The organism is Bradyrhizobium macuxiense (assembly GCF_001542415.1).
Lineage (GTDB): Bacteria > Pseudomonadota > Alphaproteobacteria > Rhizobiales > Xanthobacteraceae > Bradyrhizobium > Bradyrhizobium macuxiense.
The window spans coordinates 79,895-96,952 of record NZ_LNCU01000072.1 but is presented as its reverse complement, the minus strand read 5'-3'; the positions used below and the strand labels follow the sequence as shown (position 1 = coordinate 96,952).

15 protein-coding genes and 1 pseudogene are annotated in these 17,058 nt (G+C 64.0%); 6 read left to right on the top strand and 10 right to left on the bottom strand.

Annotated elements, in window-relative coordinates; translation table 11 throughout:
* Positions 1-67 precede the first annotated feature (67 nt).
* From AS156_RS20620 to AS156_RS20610, 3 genes are all read right to left on the bottom strand, one after another.
* Positions 68-1,387 (bottom strand): homoserine dehydrogenase, encoded by a 1,320-nt coding sequence (locus AS156_RS20620; protein ID WP_066508075.1) that lies wholly within the window; start codon positions 1,385-1,387, stop codon positions 68-70.
* Between the two features lie 22 nt (positions 1,388-1,409).
* Positions 1,410-2,630, bottom strand: coding sequence for an LL-diaminopimelate aminotransferase (locus AS156_RS20615; protein ID WP_066508073.1), 1,221 nt, complete (start codon positions 2,628-2,630; stop codon positions 1,410-1,412).
* Between the two features lie 214 nt (positions 2,631-2,844).
* Complete coding sequence (locus tag AS156_RS20610; RefSeq protein WP_066508072.1) at positions 2,845-3,156, bottom strand: hypothetical protein; 312 nt, start codon at positions 3,154-3,156, stop codon at positions 2,845-2,847.
* A 291-nt stretch (positions 3,157-3,447) separates the two neighbouring features.
* On the opposite strand from AS156_RS20610, the gene AS156_RS20605 reads away from it, so the two are divergent.
* On the top strand, positions 3,448-5,256 hold the full coding sequence (locus AS156_RS20605) for a PHA/PHB synthase family protein (RefSeq protein ID WP_066508070.1): 1,809 nt from the start codon (positions 3,448-3,450) through the stop codon (positions 5,254-5,256).
* Positions 5,257-5,329: 73 nt separating this feature from the next.
* A complete protein-coding gene (locus AS156_RS20600) occupies positions 5,330-5,728 on the top strand; it encodes an MAPEG family protein (RefSeq protein WP_066508069.1) in 399 nt (132 codons plus the stop codon).
* Between the two features lie 45 nt (positions 5,729-5,773).
* Here AS156_RS20600 and AS156_RS20595 read toward each other — a convergent pair whose 3' ends face one another.
* From AS156_RS20595 to AS156_RS20570, 5 genes are all read right to left on the bottom strand, one after another.
* The gene (locus AS156_RS20595) at positions 5,774-6,367 is read right to left on the bottom strand and encodes a class I SAM-dependent methyltransferase (protein WP_066508067.1); all 594 of its coding nucleotides are present in this window, start codon (positions 6,365-6,367) and stop codon (positions 5,774-5,776) included.
* Positions 6,368-6,381: 14 nt separating this feature from the next.
* Positions 6,382-7,362: an N-acetyl-gamma-glutamyl-phosphate reductase gene (argC, locus tag AS156_RS20590; protein WP_066508062.1), complete on the bottom strand. Its 981-nt coding sequence runs from the start codon at positions 7,360-7,362 to the stop codon at positions 6,382-6,384.
* A complete protein-coding gene (locus AS156_RS20585) occupies positions 7,359-8,024 on the bottom strand; it encodes an FMN-binding negative transcriptional regulator (protein WP_066508061.1) in 666 nt (221 codons plus the stop codon). The genes argC and AS156_RS20585 overlap by 4 nt, the downstream gene beginning before the upstream one ends.
* Positions 8,025-8,356: 332 nt before the next feature.
* A complete protein-coding gene (locus AS156_RS20575; protein ID WP_066508055.1) occupies positions 8,357-9,346 on the bottom strand; it encodes an MBL fold metallo-hydrolase in 990 nt (329 codons plus the stop codon).
* Between the two features lie 130 nt (positions 9,347-9,476).
* Positions 9,477-10,007 carry a DedA family protein gene (locus AS156_RS20570; protein WP_066508053.1) on the bottom strand — a complete coding sequence of 177 codons (531 nt, stop codon included), beginning with the start codon at positions 10,005-10,007 and terminating at the stop codon, positions 9,477-9,479.
* Between the two features lie 189 nt (positions 10,008-10,196).
* On the opposite strand from AS156_RS20570, the gene AS156_RS20565 reads away from it, so the two are divergent.
* The 4 genes from AS156_RS20565 (at position 10,197) to AS156_RS20550 (ending at position 14,752) form a co-directional block, all read left to right on the top strand.
* The gene (locus AS156_RS20565) at positions 10,197-10,565 is read left to right on the top strand and encodes a hypothetical protein (RefSeq protein ID WP_066508338.1); all 369 of its coding nucleotides are present in this window, start codon (positions 10,197-10,199) and stop codon (positions 10,563-10,565) included.
* 133 nt (positions 10,566-10,698) lie between these two features.
* Positions 10,699-12,759, top strand: coding sequence for a DNA topoisomerase IV subunit B (gene parE, locus AS156_RS20560; protein WP_066508050.1), 2,061 nt, complete (start codon positions 10,699-10,701; stop codon positions 12,757-12,759).
* Between the two features lie 216 nt (positions 12,760-12,975).
* Complete coding sequence (locus tag AS156_RS20555) at positions 12,976-13,767, top strand: outer membrane protein (RefSeq protein WP_066508048.1); 792 nt, start codon at positions 12,976-12,978, stop codon at positions 13,765-13,767.
* A 214-nt stretch (positions 13,768-13,981) separates the two neighbouring features.
* Entirely contained in the window at positions 13,982-14,752 is a 771-nt protein-coding gene (locus tag AS156_RS20550) for an SDR family NAD(P)-dependent oxidoreductase (RefSeq protein WP_066508045.1), read from the top strand.
* A gap of 47 nt (positions 14,753-14,799) precedes the next feature.
* On the opposite strand, the gene AS156_RS20545 is transcribed toward AS156_RS20550, so the two are convergent.
* Both AS156_RS20545 and AS156_RS44675 read right to left on the bottom strand, forming a co-directional pair.
* Positions 14,800-16,050 carry an FAD-dependent oxidoreductase gene (locus AS156_RS20545; protein ID WP_082747656.1) on the bottom strand — a complete coding sequence of 417 codons (1,251 nt, stop codon included), beginning with the start codon at positions 16,048-16,050 and terminating at the stop codon, positions 14,800-14,802.
* A 68-nt stretch (positions 16,051-16,118) separates the two neighbouring features.
* A pseudogene (locus tag AS156_RS44675) lies at positions 16,119-17,058 on the bottom strand (caspase family protein); the annotation flags it as partial.

The following is a 17,058-nucleotide window of genomic DNA, read 5'->3' as shown; positions in this document are numbered from 1 at the left end:
CCTTAAAGCCTCACGGGCCACGCTGCCCGCATCAATCATCTTGCGCCCGACCCGTTCAAGTCGCGCGCTAGTTTTTCTCGATCCGGATCACCTGCGGCCGGCCGCTGATGACCTTATCGCGCTGCACTGCGGCCAAAGCGCGATGCACCGCATCTTCACTGGTCGCATAGGTAATCAGAATGACCGGGACTGGTGAAGGTTTTTTGGCCGCACCATTCATATCAACGCCATCGGGATGCCGCTGCACGATGGATTCCAGTGATATCTTCTGTTCCGCGAGCCGGGTGGCGATTGTTGCGGCAGTGCCTGCCAGATCGCGCGCCATCAGGCGGATATAATAGCCGCCTTCATGACGTTCCATTGGCGCCTTGGTGGTGTCACGCAACCGTTCCACCGGACGGCCGAACGGCTTGGCCCGGATGCCGCGTGCGACGTCGGCGATGTCGGCGACCACGGCGGACGCCGTTGCCGCGCCGCCCGCACCGGGGCCGACCAGGGTGATCGGCGGAATTCCCTCGCCGTCGATCGTCACCGCATTGGTGACGCCCATCACCTGGGCGATCGACGAGGATTTCGGCACCATGGTCGGATGCACGCGCTGCTCGATGCCCTTGGCGGTGCGCACCGCGACACCGAGCAGTTTGACGCGATAGCCGAGCTCTTCCGCCGCGCGCAGGTCCTCGGGCGTGATCGAGGAGATGCCTTCGACATAGACCGCGCTCTGCGCGACCTTGGTTCCGAAGGCGAGGCTCGCCAGGATCGCCAGCTTCTGCGCAGTGTCATGGCCGTCGACGTCGAACGACGGGTCGGCCTCGGCATAGCCGAGCCGCTGCGCGTCCTTCAGGCACTCGGCAAACGACAGCCCCTCCTGCTCCATCCGCGTCAGGATGTAATTGCAGGTGCCGTTGAGGATGCCGTAGACGCGATTGACGCCGGTGCCGGCAAGCCCCTCGCGCAGCGTCTTGATGACGGGGATCGCGGCGCCGACCGCCGCCTCGAAATTCAACGCGCCGCCGTGCTTCTCGGCGGCGGCGGCGAGACGCAAGCCATGCTTGGCAATCAGCGCCTTATTGGCGGTGACGACGGACTTGCCCGCATTCAGCGCCGTCTCGATCGCGGAGAATGCGGGATCGCCGGCCCCGCCCATCAACTCGACGAAGCAGTCGATCTTGGGATCCTCGGCCAGCGCCTGCGGGCTCTTCACCCATTCGATGCCGCGCAGATCAATGCCGCGCTTCTTGGCTTTCGAGCGCGCGGTGACGGCGACGATGCGCACACCGCGGCCGCTGCGTTCGGACAGCACGCGGCCCTGCGCTTCGATCAGGCGGACGACATCGGCACCGACGGTGCCGAGCCCCGCTATGCCCACTTTAAGGGGTGCGACCATGTGAGTAAGGAACCTGGAAGGATTAGCGTCGATTGGCGAGAGGAACCACGTTGTGCAACGTTTCTATGCCGCTTTCAAGGAAGCGGCGCACGCCGCGCGCGGCCTGCCGGATCCGCTGCTCGTTCTCCACCATCGCGATGCGGACATAGCCTTCGCCGTGCTCGCCGAAGGCGACGCCGGGCGACACCACGACGCCGGACTTCTCCACCATCAGGGTCGCGAACTGCATGCTGCCGACCGCCTCGAACGCCTTCGGCAGCGGTGCCCAGGCGAACATCGAGGCTTGCGGCGGCGGAATGTCCCACCCCGCGCGGCCAAATGACTCAACCAGTGCATCGCGGCGCTTGCGATAGGTGTCCCGCATCTCGCGGATGCAATCGTCAGGGCCGTTGAGGGCTGCGGTCGCCGCGACCTGGATCGGCGTGAAGGCGCCGTAATCGAGATAAGACTTCACCCGCGCCAGCGCAGCGATGATGCGCTCATTGCCGACCGCAAAGCCCATGCGCCAGCCGGCCATCGAGAACGTCTTCGACATCGAGGTGAATTCGACGGTGACGTCGATCGCGCCGGGCACCTGCAGCACCGACGGCGGCGGATTGCTCTCGTCGAAATAGACCTCGGCGTAGGCGAGATCCGACAGGATGTAGATGTCGTGCTTCTTCGCGAATGCGACGAGGTCCTTGTAGAAGTCGAGGTCTGCGACATAGGCGGTCGGGTTCGACGGATAGCAGACGATCAGCGCGATCGGCTTCGGGATCGAATGGATAATGGCCCGCTCGACGGCCTCGAAGAATTGCGGCGTCGGCTCCGACGGCACGGAGCGGATCACGCCGCCAGCCATCAGGAAGCCGAAGGCATGGATCGGGTAGCTCGGATTGGGGCACAGCACGACGTCGCCGGGCGCGGTAATCGCCTGGGCCACGTTGGCGAAGCCTTCCTTCGAGCCGAGGGTCGCCACGACCTGGGTGTCCGGATTGAGCTTCACGCCGAAGCGACGCGCGTAATAGGCGGCCTGGGCCTTGCGCAGGCCGTTGATACCGCGCGAGGCCGAATAGCGGTCCGTCCGCGGCTTGCCGAGGGTTTCCTTGAGCTTCTCGATCACATGCGGCGGGGTCGGCAGGTCCGGGTTCCCCATGCCCATGTCGATGATATCGGCCCCGGCGTTGCGCGCGGCCGCCTTGGCCTGGTTGACCTTCTCAAACACGTAAGGCGGCAGACGGCGTATGCGGTAAAAATCTTCCATGGGACCCTTGCTCCGACAACCGGCATGCCAGAATCGACCACCTTGGCACATTGCCGAGCCGGATTCGGCTCCGTCCAGAAATCGCACTGAATCAATCACTTAGAGCGAATTCAGGCGCACAGATCTGGGGTCAGCGACCGGATATGCGGTTGAATTGAAGTTCTTTTAGCACGGACACCCGGCAGCGCCAGCGCAGATCGGCCTTTTCGCGCACTCACTTCCCGGCTGCATTGCTCGACGTGGTCCCGTTGTTCTGGGCGGCCTCGGAGGCCTGGCGGTTGCGTGCGGCGATCAACTCCGCCTCGAGCTTGGCCTGATCCGCCGGCTTCATCGTCTCCTCGCTGCGATCGGGCGGAAGGTCGTGGACCGGGAGGTAGCCGTTAGCGTCCTTTGGCCGCGCCGGCGCGTCGGCCGGCACTCCGATCCCCGGCATATCCGCAACGGTGCTCGAACAGCCGCTAAGCACCGCCGTCGACGCGAGCAGCACTGCAGCCGCGAGCCCCCTCATCATCCGATCGATCGGCATGCGCCGAAAAGTCCCCAACAAGCTGGCGCGCAGGTCGCACGTCGCCGACACGGGTCGCACTGGTACGAGCCTTGCAGCATCCCCGCTGCGTTAATTTTGGCTTTAGCCGTTCAAACCATTGTCGCCCGAAACGATTAAGGCGTGAACAACAAAGCGACCCCGTGAGGCTTCAATATGTCAGAACAAAGATTTTTTGTCGCAGTGCAACAGCACGAAACATTGGATTTTGCCTGATTATCATTGCCGCACCGCGCGATGACGCCCATGAAACGAAGCGATAGTGTCCGTCAGATGAGCAACGTCAGTATCGACACCCAAGCCGCCCCCAAATTCAACGCCGAAGCCTTCGCCATGAACATCGCGCGGGCGATGGAGAGCAGCGGTCAGGCGCTTGCCGCCTATCTCAAGCCGCGGCAGACCGGCGAAGTCCGTGACAAGCCCCCGAATGAGTTCGGCGAGGTCATCAAGACCTTCAGTGTAATTGCCGAATACTGGCTGTCCGACAAGGAGCGGGCTTCGGGCCTGCAGATGAGGCTCGGCAAGGACTATCTCGATCTCTGGGGCACGGCGGTGCGCCGCATGGCCGGCGAGGCGGACGTCAAGCCGCCGATCGAGCCGGCACCGCGCGACAAGCGCTTCCAGGATCCCCAATGGAAGTCGAACCAGTTCTTCGACTTCATTCTTCAGCTCTATCTGCTGACGTCCAAATGGGCGCAGGAGCTGGTCCGGGACGCCGAGGGAATCGATCCGCACACCCGCAAGAAGGCCGAGTTCTACGTCCAGCAGATTTCCAACGCGCTCGCGCCGTCGAATTTCGTCCTGACCAATCCGGAAGTGCTGCGCACCACCGTCGAGTCCAACGGCGACAATCTGGTGCGCGGCATGAAGATGCTGGCCGAGGATATCGAGGCCGGCCACGGCACGCTGCGCATCCGCCAGTCCGACTCGACCAACCTCGAGGTCGGCGTCAACATGGCGACGACGCCGGGCAAGGTGATCTACCAGAACGAGCTGATGCAGCTGATCCAGTATTCGCCGGCAACGGAGAACGTGCTGCGCACGCCGCTGCTGATCGTGCCGCCCTGGATCAACAAGTTCTACATCCTCGATCTGCGGCCCGAAAAATCCTACATCAAATGGTGCGTCGACCAGGGCATCACCGTGTTCGTGATCTCCTGGGTCAATCCTGACAAGGAGCTCGGCAAGAAGACCTGGGCCGACTACATGACCGAGGGCCCGCTCACGGCGATGGACGTGATCGAGAAGGTCACCGGCGAGATGAAGGTGCACACGGCGGGCTATTGCGTCGGCGGCACCCTGCTCGCCTCGACGCTCGCCTACCTCGCCGAGAAGCGGCGCCAGCGCGTGACCTCGGCGACGTTTTTTGCGGCGCAGGTCGACTTCACCCAGGCCGGCGATCTGCTCGTGTTCGTCGACGAGGACCAGATTTCGGCGCTGGAACGCGACATGCAGGAATCCGGCGTGCTCGAGGGCAGCAAGATGGCGATGGCCTTCAACATGCTGCGCTCGAACGATTTGATCTGGTCTTATGTCGTGAACAACTATCTGAAGGGCCAGCCGCCCTCCTCGTTCGACCTGCTGCACTGGAATTCCGACGCGACCCGGATGCCGGCGTCGAACCACTCCTATTACCTGCGCAACTGTTACCTGGAGAACCGCTTGTCGGCCGGCACCATGGTGCTCGACAACACGCTCCTGGACCTGTCGAAGGTGAAGGTCCCGGTCTACAACCTCGCTGCGCGCGAGGACCACATCGCGCCGGCGGAATCGGTGCTGTACGGCTCGCAGTTCTTCGGCGGCCCGGTGAAATATGTCCTCTCCGGCTCGGGCCATATTGCCGGCGTGGTCAATCCACCGGGCGCGAAGAAGTACCAGTATTGGACCAACGACAACATCAAGGACGTCAAGCTCGCCGACTGGCTGAAGAACGCCGAGGAGCACAAGGGCTCGTGGTGGCCCGACTGGCGCGAATGGCTGGAGAACCTCGACGCCGAGAAAGTGGCGGCACGCACGGTGGGCTCACCGGAGATGACGCCGCTCGAGGATGCTCCGGGCAGCTATGTCCGCGTCCGCGCGTAGCGCAGGGCCTCCCTCTCAGCTATAAACAGATCATCCCGGCGGTCGGGAATCGAACTCAGTTGAGGGGGAGACGATGACTCGTGAACTGTTCTGGCTGGCGCTGACGGTGATCCTGACCGGACTGCTCTGGATCCCGTACGTCATCAACCGCTGCCAGGTCCGCGGTCTCTCCGGCGCCATGGCCAATCCCTCGCGCGGCGACAAGCCACATGCCGAATGGGCGAACCGGCTGATGTTCGCCCACGACAACGCGGTCGAGAACCTCGTGATCTTCGCGCCGCTGGTGCTGATCCTCAACGCGGCCGACTATTCGACCAAATGGACCGTGTTCGCCTGCGCCGTCTATTTCTGGGCTCGCGTTGCGCATCTGATCGTGTACACGCTCGGCCTGCCGGTGTTCCGCACGCTGGCATTCACAGTGGGTTTCCTGGCCCAGGTCGTGCTGGCACTCGCGATCTTCAAGATCGTCTGATCAGCAAATTCTCCGCCGGGCGCGGCGTACCCGCGCCCGCGGGAGCTAGGTAGCGCCCTTCCGAACGACGACATGCAGCATCGTCGCCGGCGCTTCATCGAAGCTCTTGATCTCGCTGGTGTCGGACGAGAATTGCGCCCACGGCCCAGCCGATGCGTAGGTCGCCTGCAGCCATTCGGGCGAGGGATAATTGTAGTAGCGACCGATGCTGTCGCGGCCGTCGTCGTGCCCGATCTTGTAGCTTGCGTAGAAGATCCCTGCGGGTTTCAGGGCGCGGTGGATCCGGGCGAGAATGCCGGCCAGTTCGTCGCGCGGAACATGCAGTAGACAGGCGCTCGCCCAAACGCCGTCATAGGTTTCACGTTCGTCGAGCTCCTCGAACAGCATCGCTTCCACGGGATGGCCGAGACGGCGCGCCGCGATGTCGGCCATCTCGGGCGAGCCGTCGGTCGCACGCAACGAGAAGCCCTCGGCGAGCATGACGGCCGCATGATTGCCGGCGCCACAACCGAGTTCGAGGATCGCTCCGCCCGGCGGCACGAGGGCGAGAAAGCCCTTGAGCCGGGTGGACGGCGCTTTCGCCCACCCGGCATAGGCTTCGGCATTGCGCCGGTAGAATTGCAGCGTGTCGTCGTCCACGATGCAGCCGGTCGTCAGAGATCGGTCAATCCAAGCATCAGCCGCATGTTCTGGACGGCCGCGCCCGAGGCGCCCTTGCCCAGATTATCGAGCCGCGCGACCATCACCGCCTGGCGGTGCTTGTCGCTGGCAAAGACATAGAGCTCGAGCTGGTTGGTCTCGTTCAGCGCCTCCGGCTCAAGCCGGCCCCCCTTGGTGGCTTCGTTCTGCAGCGGCATCGCCGTGACATACCTGCTGCCGGCATAGCGCTTCGCCAACGCTGCTTGAAGATCCGCCCCGGTCGGCTTGCCCGGCAACGCGTCGAGTTGCAGCGGCACCGAGACCAGCATGCCCTGCCGGTAGTTGCCGACCGACGGGATGAAGATCGGCCGCCGCGTCAGGTGCGAATAGAGCTGCATCTCCGGCACGTGCTTGTGCTCGAAGCCGAGGCCATAGAGTTCGAAGGCCGGCGCGGTGCCGTCGTCGAAGCTTGCGATCATCGACTTGCCACCGCCCGAATAGCCGCTCACCGCGTTGATCGTGACCGGATAATCCGGCGGCAACAGGCCGGCATCGACGACCGGCCGCAGCAGCGCGATCGCACCGGTCGGATAGCAGCCGGGATTGGACACCTTCGGCGCGATCCGGATCTTGTCGGCCTGGTCGGGTGCGAGTTCCGGGAAGCCGTAGGCCCAGTCCGGCGCGACCCGGTAGGCCGTCGACGCATCGAGGACCTTGGGAGCCGCGTTGCCCATCGTGTCGATCAGCGCAACGGTCTCCTTCGCGGCATCGTCAGGCAGGCACAGGATGACGAGGTCGACCTCCTCCATCAGCGCGCGTTTGACGCCCGCATCCTTCCGCTTGTCCTCGGCGATGTGCTTCACGGCCACTTCACCCAGCGCGTTGAGCCGCTCCTGGATGCCGAGGCCGGTCGTGCCCGACGCACCATCGACGAACACGGTGGGCTTGGCAGCAGCGTTAGCGGTCGTCGGCTTATCGGTGTCGGTGAGGCTCATGGCACGCTCCCTTCGAGTTCGTTCGTTTCACTTGCAAAGACATCAGGCCGAGCCTGCCGCATCAGTTGCGCGATTTCCTGCGTGCCGGCTTCGGGTTGGGCGGACAGCGCACCCGCGACCGCCGCATAATCGGTCTCGGATTTGTGCTGGTTCAGCTTGAAGCTGCCCTCCACCTCTTCCACCGTCATCTCGAAGCCCACGATCGCCTTTTTCATCGCATCCAGCCGCGCGGCCGTCATCTTGCCGACCGTCCACGGCTTCTTCGGCAACAGCCGATCCTCGAACTTGGCGCTCAGCGTTTCGATCTGAACCGCCAGTTCCTGATCCGACAATACCCGCACGGGTCCGGTCAGATGTACGGCCTGATAGAGCCAGGTCGGCACCTGATCCGGTGACACGTACCAGCCGGCCGATACATAGGCGTCAGCGCCGGTGATGGCCAGCAGCCAGGACGTGCCGCCTGCCAGCCTTACCAAGGGATTGTGACGGGCGACATGAAACATCGCCCGCGGCGTGCCGTCATCGGCGTAGGTCAGATAGAACGGCAGCGCGGAGGCGATCGGCTTTGCGCCGTCCCACGCGCAGGCGATGCCGAAACCGCGCGCGTCCGCAAAGGCGAGGCTTGCGGCGCGGTCGGGCTTGAATACCGGTGGCGTATACATGGTCGTAACTCCTGCATGACGTAGGAGCCGCCAGATCGTACCGCGTGTCTTTTGTAAGGAGAGCGCCGCGGGAGGAGATCCGGCGGCAGAGGCGATGATCTAAACGCGAACGATCGCCTGTACCGCAGAGGTACGGCGGCGGCGAGCGATGATGATGGTCGCGGCGTTGATCATGGGCGTCGCTATAGAGCCGCGCCCATGTCGCGTCAAGGTTGGTTTCGTCATTCCGGGGCGCGTCTTGCGCGCGAACCCAGAGGTTGTGGCGCGAGATTCCGGGTTCGATGCTGGCGCATCGCCCTCAGATGCGCAATTGCGCACCGGGGAATGACAGGTTAGATCACCGGATTCCACGGCGCCGGGATGACCCGGTAGCCATCGCCGTCCTTCTCGACATGGCCAAGTCCCGGGAACGGATAGTGGAAGCCCTGCACCCGCAGCCGTTCCGCAACCACCATGTCGTAGATGCGGCGCCGGGTCTTTTCGGCCACGTCGCCGTCCTGGTCGAAGAAGGCGTGCCAGCCGGGATGGGTTGCGAACGGATTCGGGTTGTTGGTGACGTCGGACTGGATGAAGACCTTGCCCGAGCCGGAGGCCAGCACATAGGAGGTGTGGCCCGGCGTGTGGCCGATCGTCTCCACCGCCGTCAGGCCCGGCACGATCTCCTTGCCCCACTCATACGGCGTGACCTTCTTCTTCAGGCCGGCCTCGAAGACATTGCGGTTGTTCTTGAACAGGCCTTGCATGCGGCCGGCTGGGGCACGGCTCATCTCGCCGTCGTCCATCCAGAACTTCCATTCGGTGGCGGGCACCAGCACCTCGGCATTTGGAAACGCCGGGGTACCGTCGGCCGTCAAAAGGCCGTTCACATGGTCGGTGTGAAAATGCGAGATCACGACCGTATCGACAGTCTTCGGATCGAAACCGGCGGCCGCCATGTTGTCAGCCAACAGGCCGCTGGTTCCCTTGCTGCTGGACTTCGCCACCGGGCCGTTGCCGGTGTCGATCACCACAACCTTGCCGCCGGTGTTGAGCACCAGCGGCGCGAAGTAGATCGTCATCATGCCGGGCGGCATGTACGCCTTCTCCAGCGCCGCGCTCACGTCCTCGCGCTTCGCATTGGGGATGAAGGAATCCTCCAGCTTGAAGACATTCTTGCCGTCGGAAACGACTGTGACCAGGATGTCGCCGACCTTGTAGCGGTAGAAGCTCGGCGCCTGCTTGTCGGCCACCGGCGCCGCAGCGCCGGCCGGGACAGCCGGCAACAACGGCGCGGCCGCAATCCCAACAGCGCCGGCGAGAGCGTGACGTCGTGTCAGTTCCATGTGATGTTCCCTCCCAGTGAGATAGTGACCGCGGTCGGCAATCGTTCCTCGGAGGCCGGCCGCACGACGAGACAAACCTTGCCCGTGTCTCCCGCGCTAACCCCTCGCAACCGACCTTATTCCGAAGGTCTCACACCGCCCGCCACATCCATTCGACGGCCTTTGCGATGACGTCGCCGAACAGCAGCAGCGCCGCGGACCAGACCAGCGCGGACACGAAATTGGCGATCTGGAACGGCCAGTACGCCATCTCGAAAATGCCGGCAGCGAGCGGCACCGAAGCCCGCAGCGGACCGAAGAAGCGACCGATGAAGATGCTGGGCACGCCCCAGGTTTTCACGAACGCCTCGCCGCGCGGCAGGATCTCCGGATAGCGGGAGAGCGGCCACATCTGCGCGACGTGTTCCTTGTAGCGATAGCCGAACCAATAGGAGACCCAGTCACCGAGCGCGGCTCCGATGCCGCCGGCGATCCAGACCGGCCAGAAGCTGATTCCGCTGACGCCGATCAGCGCGCCGATCGCAACCAGCGCGCCCCAGGCGGGGACCAGCAGCGAGATGAAGGCAAGCGATTCACCGAACGCCAACAGCAGGACGATCGGAGCGGCCCAGGCCTGGTGATGGCGCACGAACTCGGCCAAGGCGCGCGCAAAATCTTCCATCTCGTCGAATGCCTTCCCGCTTCGTTGACGGCCTTCAATGAACCTTTCTACCGGCTCCGAGCCTAAGAAGAGGTAAGCCACCCCGTTACGTGACATCAAGTCACAATGGCGCGGATCGAATGTGATTTCTCACTGGCTGCTGCCGACCGGGCCGGCTCGCATCCTCTCACGAAGCGAAGGACTGACTGGATGATCGGATCGTTGATGATGTGCGTGAGCGTGGTCGTGCTGCTGTTCGGAATGCTCGCGGGCATCGCCATGGGCATCCAGCAGGACTTCACATTGGCGCCGGCGCATGCGCATCTCAATCTCGTCGGCGGCGTGTTGCTGTTCCTGTTCGGCCTCTATTATCGGGTGTTTCCGGCGGCAGGGACGACGCTGTTGGCAAAGCTCCAGGGCTGGCTGCATATCGTCGGGGCTATCGTCTTCCCGATCGGCATTGCGCTGGTGGTCCTGAAAGGACATGCGTTCCTGGCGGCCCCCATTGTGGGGTCGCTGCTGGTCGCGCTGGCCATGGCCCTGTTCGCGATCATTGTAATCCGCACCTCGCAGGCGTAATCGCGAATTCCCATCTCTCATAGAGACGGCCCCCGAGCGACCGGGCGCGGCCGTCCCCATTTAGCCGCCCATCCGTGGCATAGTTAGAACAACCGATTCGCCGCGCCGATCCTTGCGCGCTATCTGAAGAAACATGTCCAAGCCATTGAAATCGAACGCAAAAGCGAAATCTGCCGACGACCTGTTCGGCGCCCCGGAACCGAAGGGTCGAGCACCGTCGAAGGCCGCCGCCAAGTCCGCAGGGGGCGCCGAGGCCGGCTATACCGCGGCTGATATCGAGGTCCTGGAGGGGCTGGAGCCGGTCCGCCGGCGGCCCGGCATGTATATCGGCGGCACCGACGAGAAGGCGCTACACCATCTGTTCGCCGAGGTGATCGACAACTCGATGGACGAAGCGCTCGCCGGCCACGCCACCTTCATCGAGGTGGAGCTGACCGCCGACGGCTTCCTAACCGTGACCGACAACGGCCGCGGCATTCCGATCGATCCGCATCCGAAATTTCCGAAGAAGTCGGCGCTCGAAGTCATCATGTGCACGCTGCACTCGGGCGGCAAGTTCGACTCCAAGGTCTACGAGACCTCGGGCGGCCTGCACGGCGTCGGCGTCTCCGTGGTCAACGCCCTCTCCTCACGGCTGGAGGTGGAGGTCGCGCGCAGTGGGCAGTTGCATCGCATGACCTTCGAGCGCGGCCATCCCAAGGGCAAGCTTGAAGACCTCGGCAAGATCAGCAACCGCCGCGGCACGCGTATCCGTTTCAAGCCTGATACCGACATCTTCGGCGCCAAGGCGGCCTTCAAACCGCAACGCCTGTTCAAGATGACACGCTCGAAGGCCTATCTGTTCGGCGGCGTCGAGATTCGATGGCACTGCGACCAGGAGTTGCTGAAGGGCGTCGAGGACGTCCCGGCCGAAGCCAAGTTCCACTTTCCCGGCGGCTTGAAGGATTATCTGGCCGCGGCGATCCATGCCGACACGCTGGTGCATCAGGATATCTTCTCCGGCAAGTCCGGCCGCAGCGGCGCACACGGCGCCTGCGAATGGGCGGTGGCCTGGACCGCGGATGCCGACGGCTTCCTGTCGTCCTACACCAACACGGTGCCGACGCCCGATGGCGGCACGCATGAATCGGGCCTGCGCAGCGCGCTGCTGCGCGGTCTGAAGGATCACGCCGAGCGCGCCGGCCAGGGCAAGCGCGCGGCGTCCGTCACCTCGGAAGACGTGATGGTGGGCGCGGCGGTGATGCTCTCGGTGTTCGTGCGCGAGCCTGAATTCCAGGGCCAGACCAAGGATCGCCTCGCAACCGCCGAAGCCCAACGCATCGTCGAACAGGCGATGAAGGATCCGTTCGACCACTGGCTGTCGGGCAATCCGAACCAGGCCAACAGGCTGCTGGATTTCGTGATCGATCGCGCCGAGGAGCGGCTGCGCCGCCGTCAGGAGAAGGAGACCGCGCGCAAGACCGCCGGCAAGAAGCTTCGCCTCCCCGGCAAGCTCGCCGACTGCACCGACGCCGGCACTGAAGGCTCGGAGCTCTTCATCGTGGAAGGCGACTCGGCCGGCGGCAGCGCCAAGCAGGCGCGCGACCGCAAGACCCAGGCCGTGCTGCCGCTGCGCGGCAAGATTCTCAACGTCGCATCCGCCGGCAAGGACAAGCTGATGGCCAATGCCCAGCTCTCCGATCTCGTGCAGGCGATCGGCTGCGGCACGCTCGCGCATTACCGCGAAGAGGACCTGCGTTATCAGCGCATCGTCATCATGACCGACGCCGACGTCGACGGCGCCCACATCGCCTCGCTCTTGATCACCTTCTTCTACCGGCAGATGCCACGCCTGATCGACGAGGGGCATCTCTATCTGGCTGTGCCGCCGCTCTATAAGCTCACGCACGGCACCAGGTCGGTCTACGCTCGCGACGACGTTCACAAGGACCAGCTCCTGAAGAGCGAGTTCAATGCCAACGCCAAGGTCGAGGTGAATCGCTTCAAAGGCCTCGGCGAAATGAACCCGACCCAGCTCAAGGAAACCACCATGGATCCGTCCAAGCGGACGCTGCTGCGGGTGGTGCTGCTGGCGGACGACCGCGAGGGCACCGCCGACTCGGTCGAGCGGCTGATGGGCACCAAGGCGGAAGCGCGCTTTGCCTTCATTTCCGACAAGGCCGAATTCGCCAGCGACGATTTGCTCGACGTCTAACCCAAATTATTGATTTCAGGGCTCTTTCCGGCCGCCCCCGATCGGGGGCGGCCGTTGTCGTTCGCCTGTCCGGGACAGGCCTCGTCGTTCCGTTTTCGGCCGGTTGTGTCCCACCCGCAACAGCATTTTTGTCGCAACCACGTATAGTCCCTCCATGAGTTTCGGGAATCGGCGCGAAAGCGCTTCCCTGCCGAACGCAAAGCCGAGGATTTGGATATGAAGAAAATTCTGCTCGCTCTGACCGCGGTTGCTGCGATGACGGCATCGGCGTCGGCGGCTGACCTTGCCGCCCGCCCCTACACCAAGGCTCCCGCCCCGCTCCCGGTCGCGCCGAGCTGGACCGGCTTCTACATCTTCGGCGGCGGCGGTGGCGGCCTCTGGGACGCTGATACCGGTATCGCGCAGACCGGCACGGGCGCAAGCATCCTCGGCATCAACCAGCGCCAGGGTGGCGACGGCTGGTACGGCACGGTGGGCGCCGGCTATGACTGGCAGGTCAACCCGTCCTGGGTTTTCGGCGTGTTCGCTGACGGCCAGTTCGGCAGCCTGAAGGGCACCATCCAGGATCAGGGTCCGTTCATCGCTGGCAACATCAAGAACGACTACAACTGGGCCGCCGGCGTCCGCCTCGGCTACCTGGTTGCTCCGAACGTCCTCTCCTACGTGAACGCCGGCTATTCCAATTCGCACTGGAAGGGCACCACGCTGCTCAGCACGATCAGCGGTCTTCCGTCCGGCCTGCACACCGATGGCTTTGATCGCAGCGGCTGGTTCGTCGGCGGCGGCGTCGAGAACAACCTGAACATCTTCGGCATCACCGCGCCGGGCTGGTTCATGAAGACCGAATATCGCGCTGCCTACTACGACAGCAAGAACATCTCCGAGCTGGCCGACGGTACCAACCTGTCGAACGGCCGCGACATCACCTTCAAGCCGCTCGTGCAGACCATCAGCACGTCGCTGGTCTACCGCTTCAACTGGAGCGGCCCGGTGGTCGCCAAGTACTGATCTCTGCAAAATTGCAGACCAAAGGCCCCGGCATTGCCGGGGCCTTTTTCGTTGCCCGCATGCCCTTGGTTATCCGCTCGCCTGGTTTCGAAACCAGAGCAAGCCGGCAGGATATGGCGCAGACGCAGGACCGATGGCCCGATGCCCGATCTGGTCGAACCGGCAATGATCGGGCACTCTGCGCGCCAGTTCTCAAGCAAGACGGACAACAACAATGAAGAACGAACTATTCGATCTCTCCGGCAAGGTCGCTGTCGTCACCGGGGGCAATGGCGGCATTGGCCTCGGCATGGCGCGTGGTCTCGCGGACGCTGGTGCAGCCATTGCCGTCGTCGGCCGCAACGAGGCGAAATCACGTTCGGCTGTCGAGGAGCTCAGTCGGCGCGGCGCCAAGGCGATCGCGGTAGCGACCGACGTCACCGACAAATCCGCCGTTGCCAGCATGGTCGAGCGCGTCGTGAAGGAGCTCGGCCGGATCGACATCCTCGTCAACAATGCCGGGATGAGCATCCGCAAGCCGCCTCACGAGCTCGAGCTCGAGGAGTGGAGCAAGGTCATCGACACCAACCTCACCAGTGCGTTCGTGTGCTCGAAGGCCGCTTACCCGGCGCTGAAGGCATCGGGCCGCGGCAAGGTCATCAATATCGGCTCGATGATGTCGATCTTCGGCGCGAGCTTCGCGCCGGCCTATGCCGCGAGCAAGGGCGGCATCGTGCAGTTCACCCGCGCCTGCGCCAATGCCTGGGCGCCGGACAACATCCAGGTCAACGCCATCCTGCCCGGCTGGATCGATACCGACCTGACGCGCGGCGCGCGTCAGCAAGTCGCCGGTCTGCACGAGCGCGTGCTGGCACGCACGCCGGCGGCCCGCTGGGGCGCGATCGACGATTTCGCCGGGATCGCCGTGTTCCTGGCCTCGCCGGCGTCCGACTTCGTCACCGGTACCGCCATTCCCGTCGACGGCGGCTATTCGATCATGACCTGAGCGTTCGACAGCGAAAGCCCCGGACCATGCCGGGGCTTTCGAATTTTTCAGCTCCTTGCCGGTGAATGCACGTGCTCGGGCCGCACGCCCACACCGACGAGCCGTGCCAGAAGCCCTTGCAGCCAGGGCAGCGCCGTGACCAGCCGCATCGCCAGCGGCACTTTCAGCGGCTGATCGCCCGACTTGAGCGCCACGGTGATGATGTTGTTCTGCGCGACCACCTGCATGCGCTGCGTCACGCGGACGGGAAGTTCGCGCCGCCGCCTGACCGCATCGAGTTCGTCCTCCGATGGACAGCCCTGCACGAGCTTCGCCGCCAGGATATTGGCGGTCGCGACCGCGTCCTGTACCGCGAGGTTGACGCCGACGCCACCGACCGGCGACATCGCATGCGCGGCATCGCCGATGCACAGCAGGCCGGGGCGGGTCCAGCGGGTCAGGCGATTGATCGCCACCGTCAGCAGCTTGACGTCGTCAAAGCTCTTCACCTTGGCGATCCCCGATTTGAGGATCGGCGCGATCCGGACGACATCGTCGAGCAGTGCCGGCAAGCCCCTCGCCTTCACGGCGTCATACTGTCCCTTGGCGATCACATAGGCGCACTGCCAATAGTCACCACGGTCGAACGTCACCAGCATCTTGCCGGGCTCGACACGCGCGAACAGATTCTCGGTCTCGTCCGGCCGCCGCCCGACGCGAAACCACAGCACGTCCATCGGCGCGCCGATTTCCTCGACCTCGAACCCGGCACACGCGCGCACCGTGGAATGGCGGCCGTCGCAGGCGATCGTCAGATCCGCCTCGATGTCGATGGTCCCATCGGGTGTCTTGGCGCGGACGCCTGTGATGGTGTCGCCGCGCCGGATCAGGTCGGTCGCCTCCGTGCTCATCAGCACCTGCAGCGACGGAAAGCGCTTGCCGCTGTCGCGCAGGAAATTCAGGAAGTCCCATTGCGGCATGAGGGCGATGAAGGGGTATTTGATGTGGAGGCGGCTGAGGTCCGCGATGCGCACCGATGTACCGCCGAACATGCCCTCGAGCTTTTGCAATTGCTGGTGCGGCAGCTTCAGGAAGCCATCGATCAGCCCGAGCTCATCCATCACCTGCAAGGTCGAGGGATGCACGGTGTCGCCGCGAAAGTCGCGGAAGAAATCGGCGTGCTTCTCCAGCACCACGACGTCGATCCCGGCACGCCCGAGCAGATACCCGAGCATCATGCCCGCCGGCCCGCCACCGACCACGCAGCAGCGGACTTTCATCGTGTGCGCCTTCGCCTGCCCCGGATTGCCAGCATCCATGACGCCATCCCTCACTCCCCGGCCCCTTTGCCTGTATTGTAACGCCGACCGGTTAGGAAGGATGCAAACTATCGTCGGAACGTCTTGATCTCGGACACGCTGCCGTCGCGATAGGTCAGCTCCACCGAAACAGACTTGGTCTGCGGCGCGAGCTTCAGATAGGTCTGGGCGTTGGATGGAATGGCCACCGGATCGCGCTGATCGCAGGCCGGCATCTTCAGCACCTTGTCCGGAACCCCTGTATCGATGCCGATGCGGACCTCGCGGATCGCGCAGCGATACGACATCAAGTGCGTGTAGTAGACCAGCAGGCCATTGAACTCGCGAAACGACAGCCAGCTCGTCGCGGTCATGTCGAGGATCTTGCGCTGGTCCCGGATCAACGCCGCTTCAGGGTCGAACTTGATCGGGAACGGCCCCTGCATCTCGCCCTGTGCATCGACGTAGCGAAGCTGGATCGTCGCGGCCGGCGCGTCGCTCGGCAGCTCGATCGACGGATTTGGCATCCGCTTGCGGGTGCGCGGATCGAGCGTATCCATGAAGCCGGTTTCGCGGAAATCGCCGCTATCACCGATGCGCCATGAAATACCGAGTGCGGGGTCAGCGATCGAGAACACCACGGTCCAGCCGCCATTGTGCCGCGAGAAGCTCGCGATCGGCGCATTGACCGTCTCCTCCTTCGGCACCCTCGGCACCGATACCGGCGGCAGCGCGGCCACCTCCTGCTGCTGCGGCTTGGCCGCATCGGCCGGTGCCTTCGACATTCCATTGAGGAAGACGTCGTCGACCATCTGGTCGAAATAGACCGGGATCTGCTTGTGCTTCACGGTCTCGGCCATCTCGCTCACCAGCCGCCGCGTGCGCTGCGCGACCTGCACGAGGTTCTCGCCCGGCTGCAGCAGCTCCCTGGAGAAGGTCCGGGTGAACACGGAATTGGGGTTGGCGTCGTCTTTCGAGAGGCGATCGAGCGCGGTCTGGCGCGGCCCCGCCGAAAACACCGAGAACACG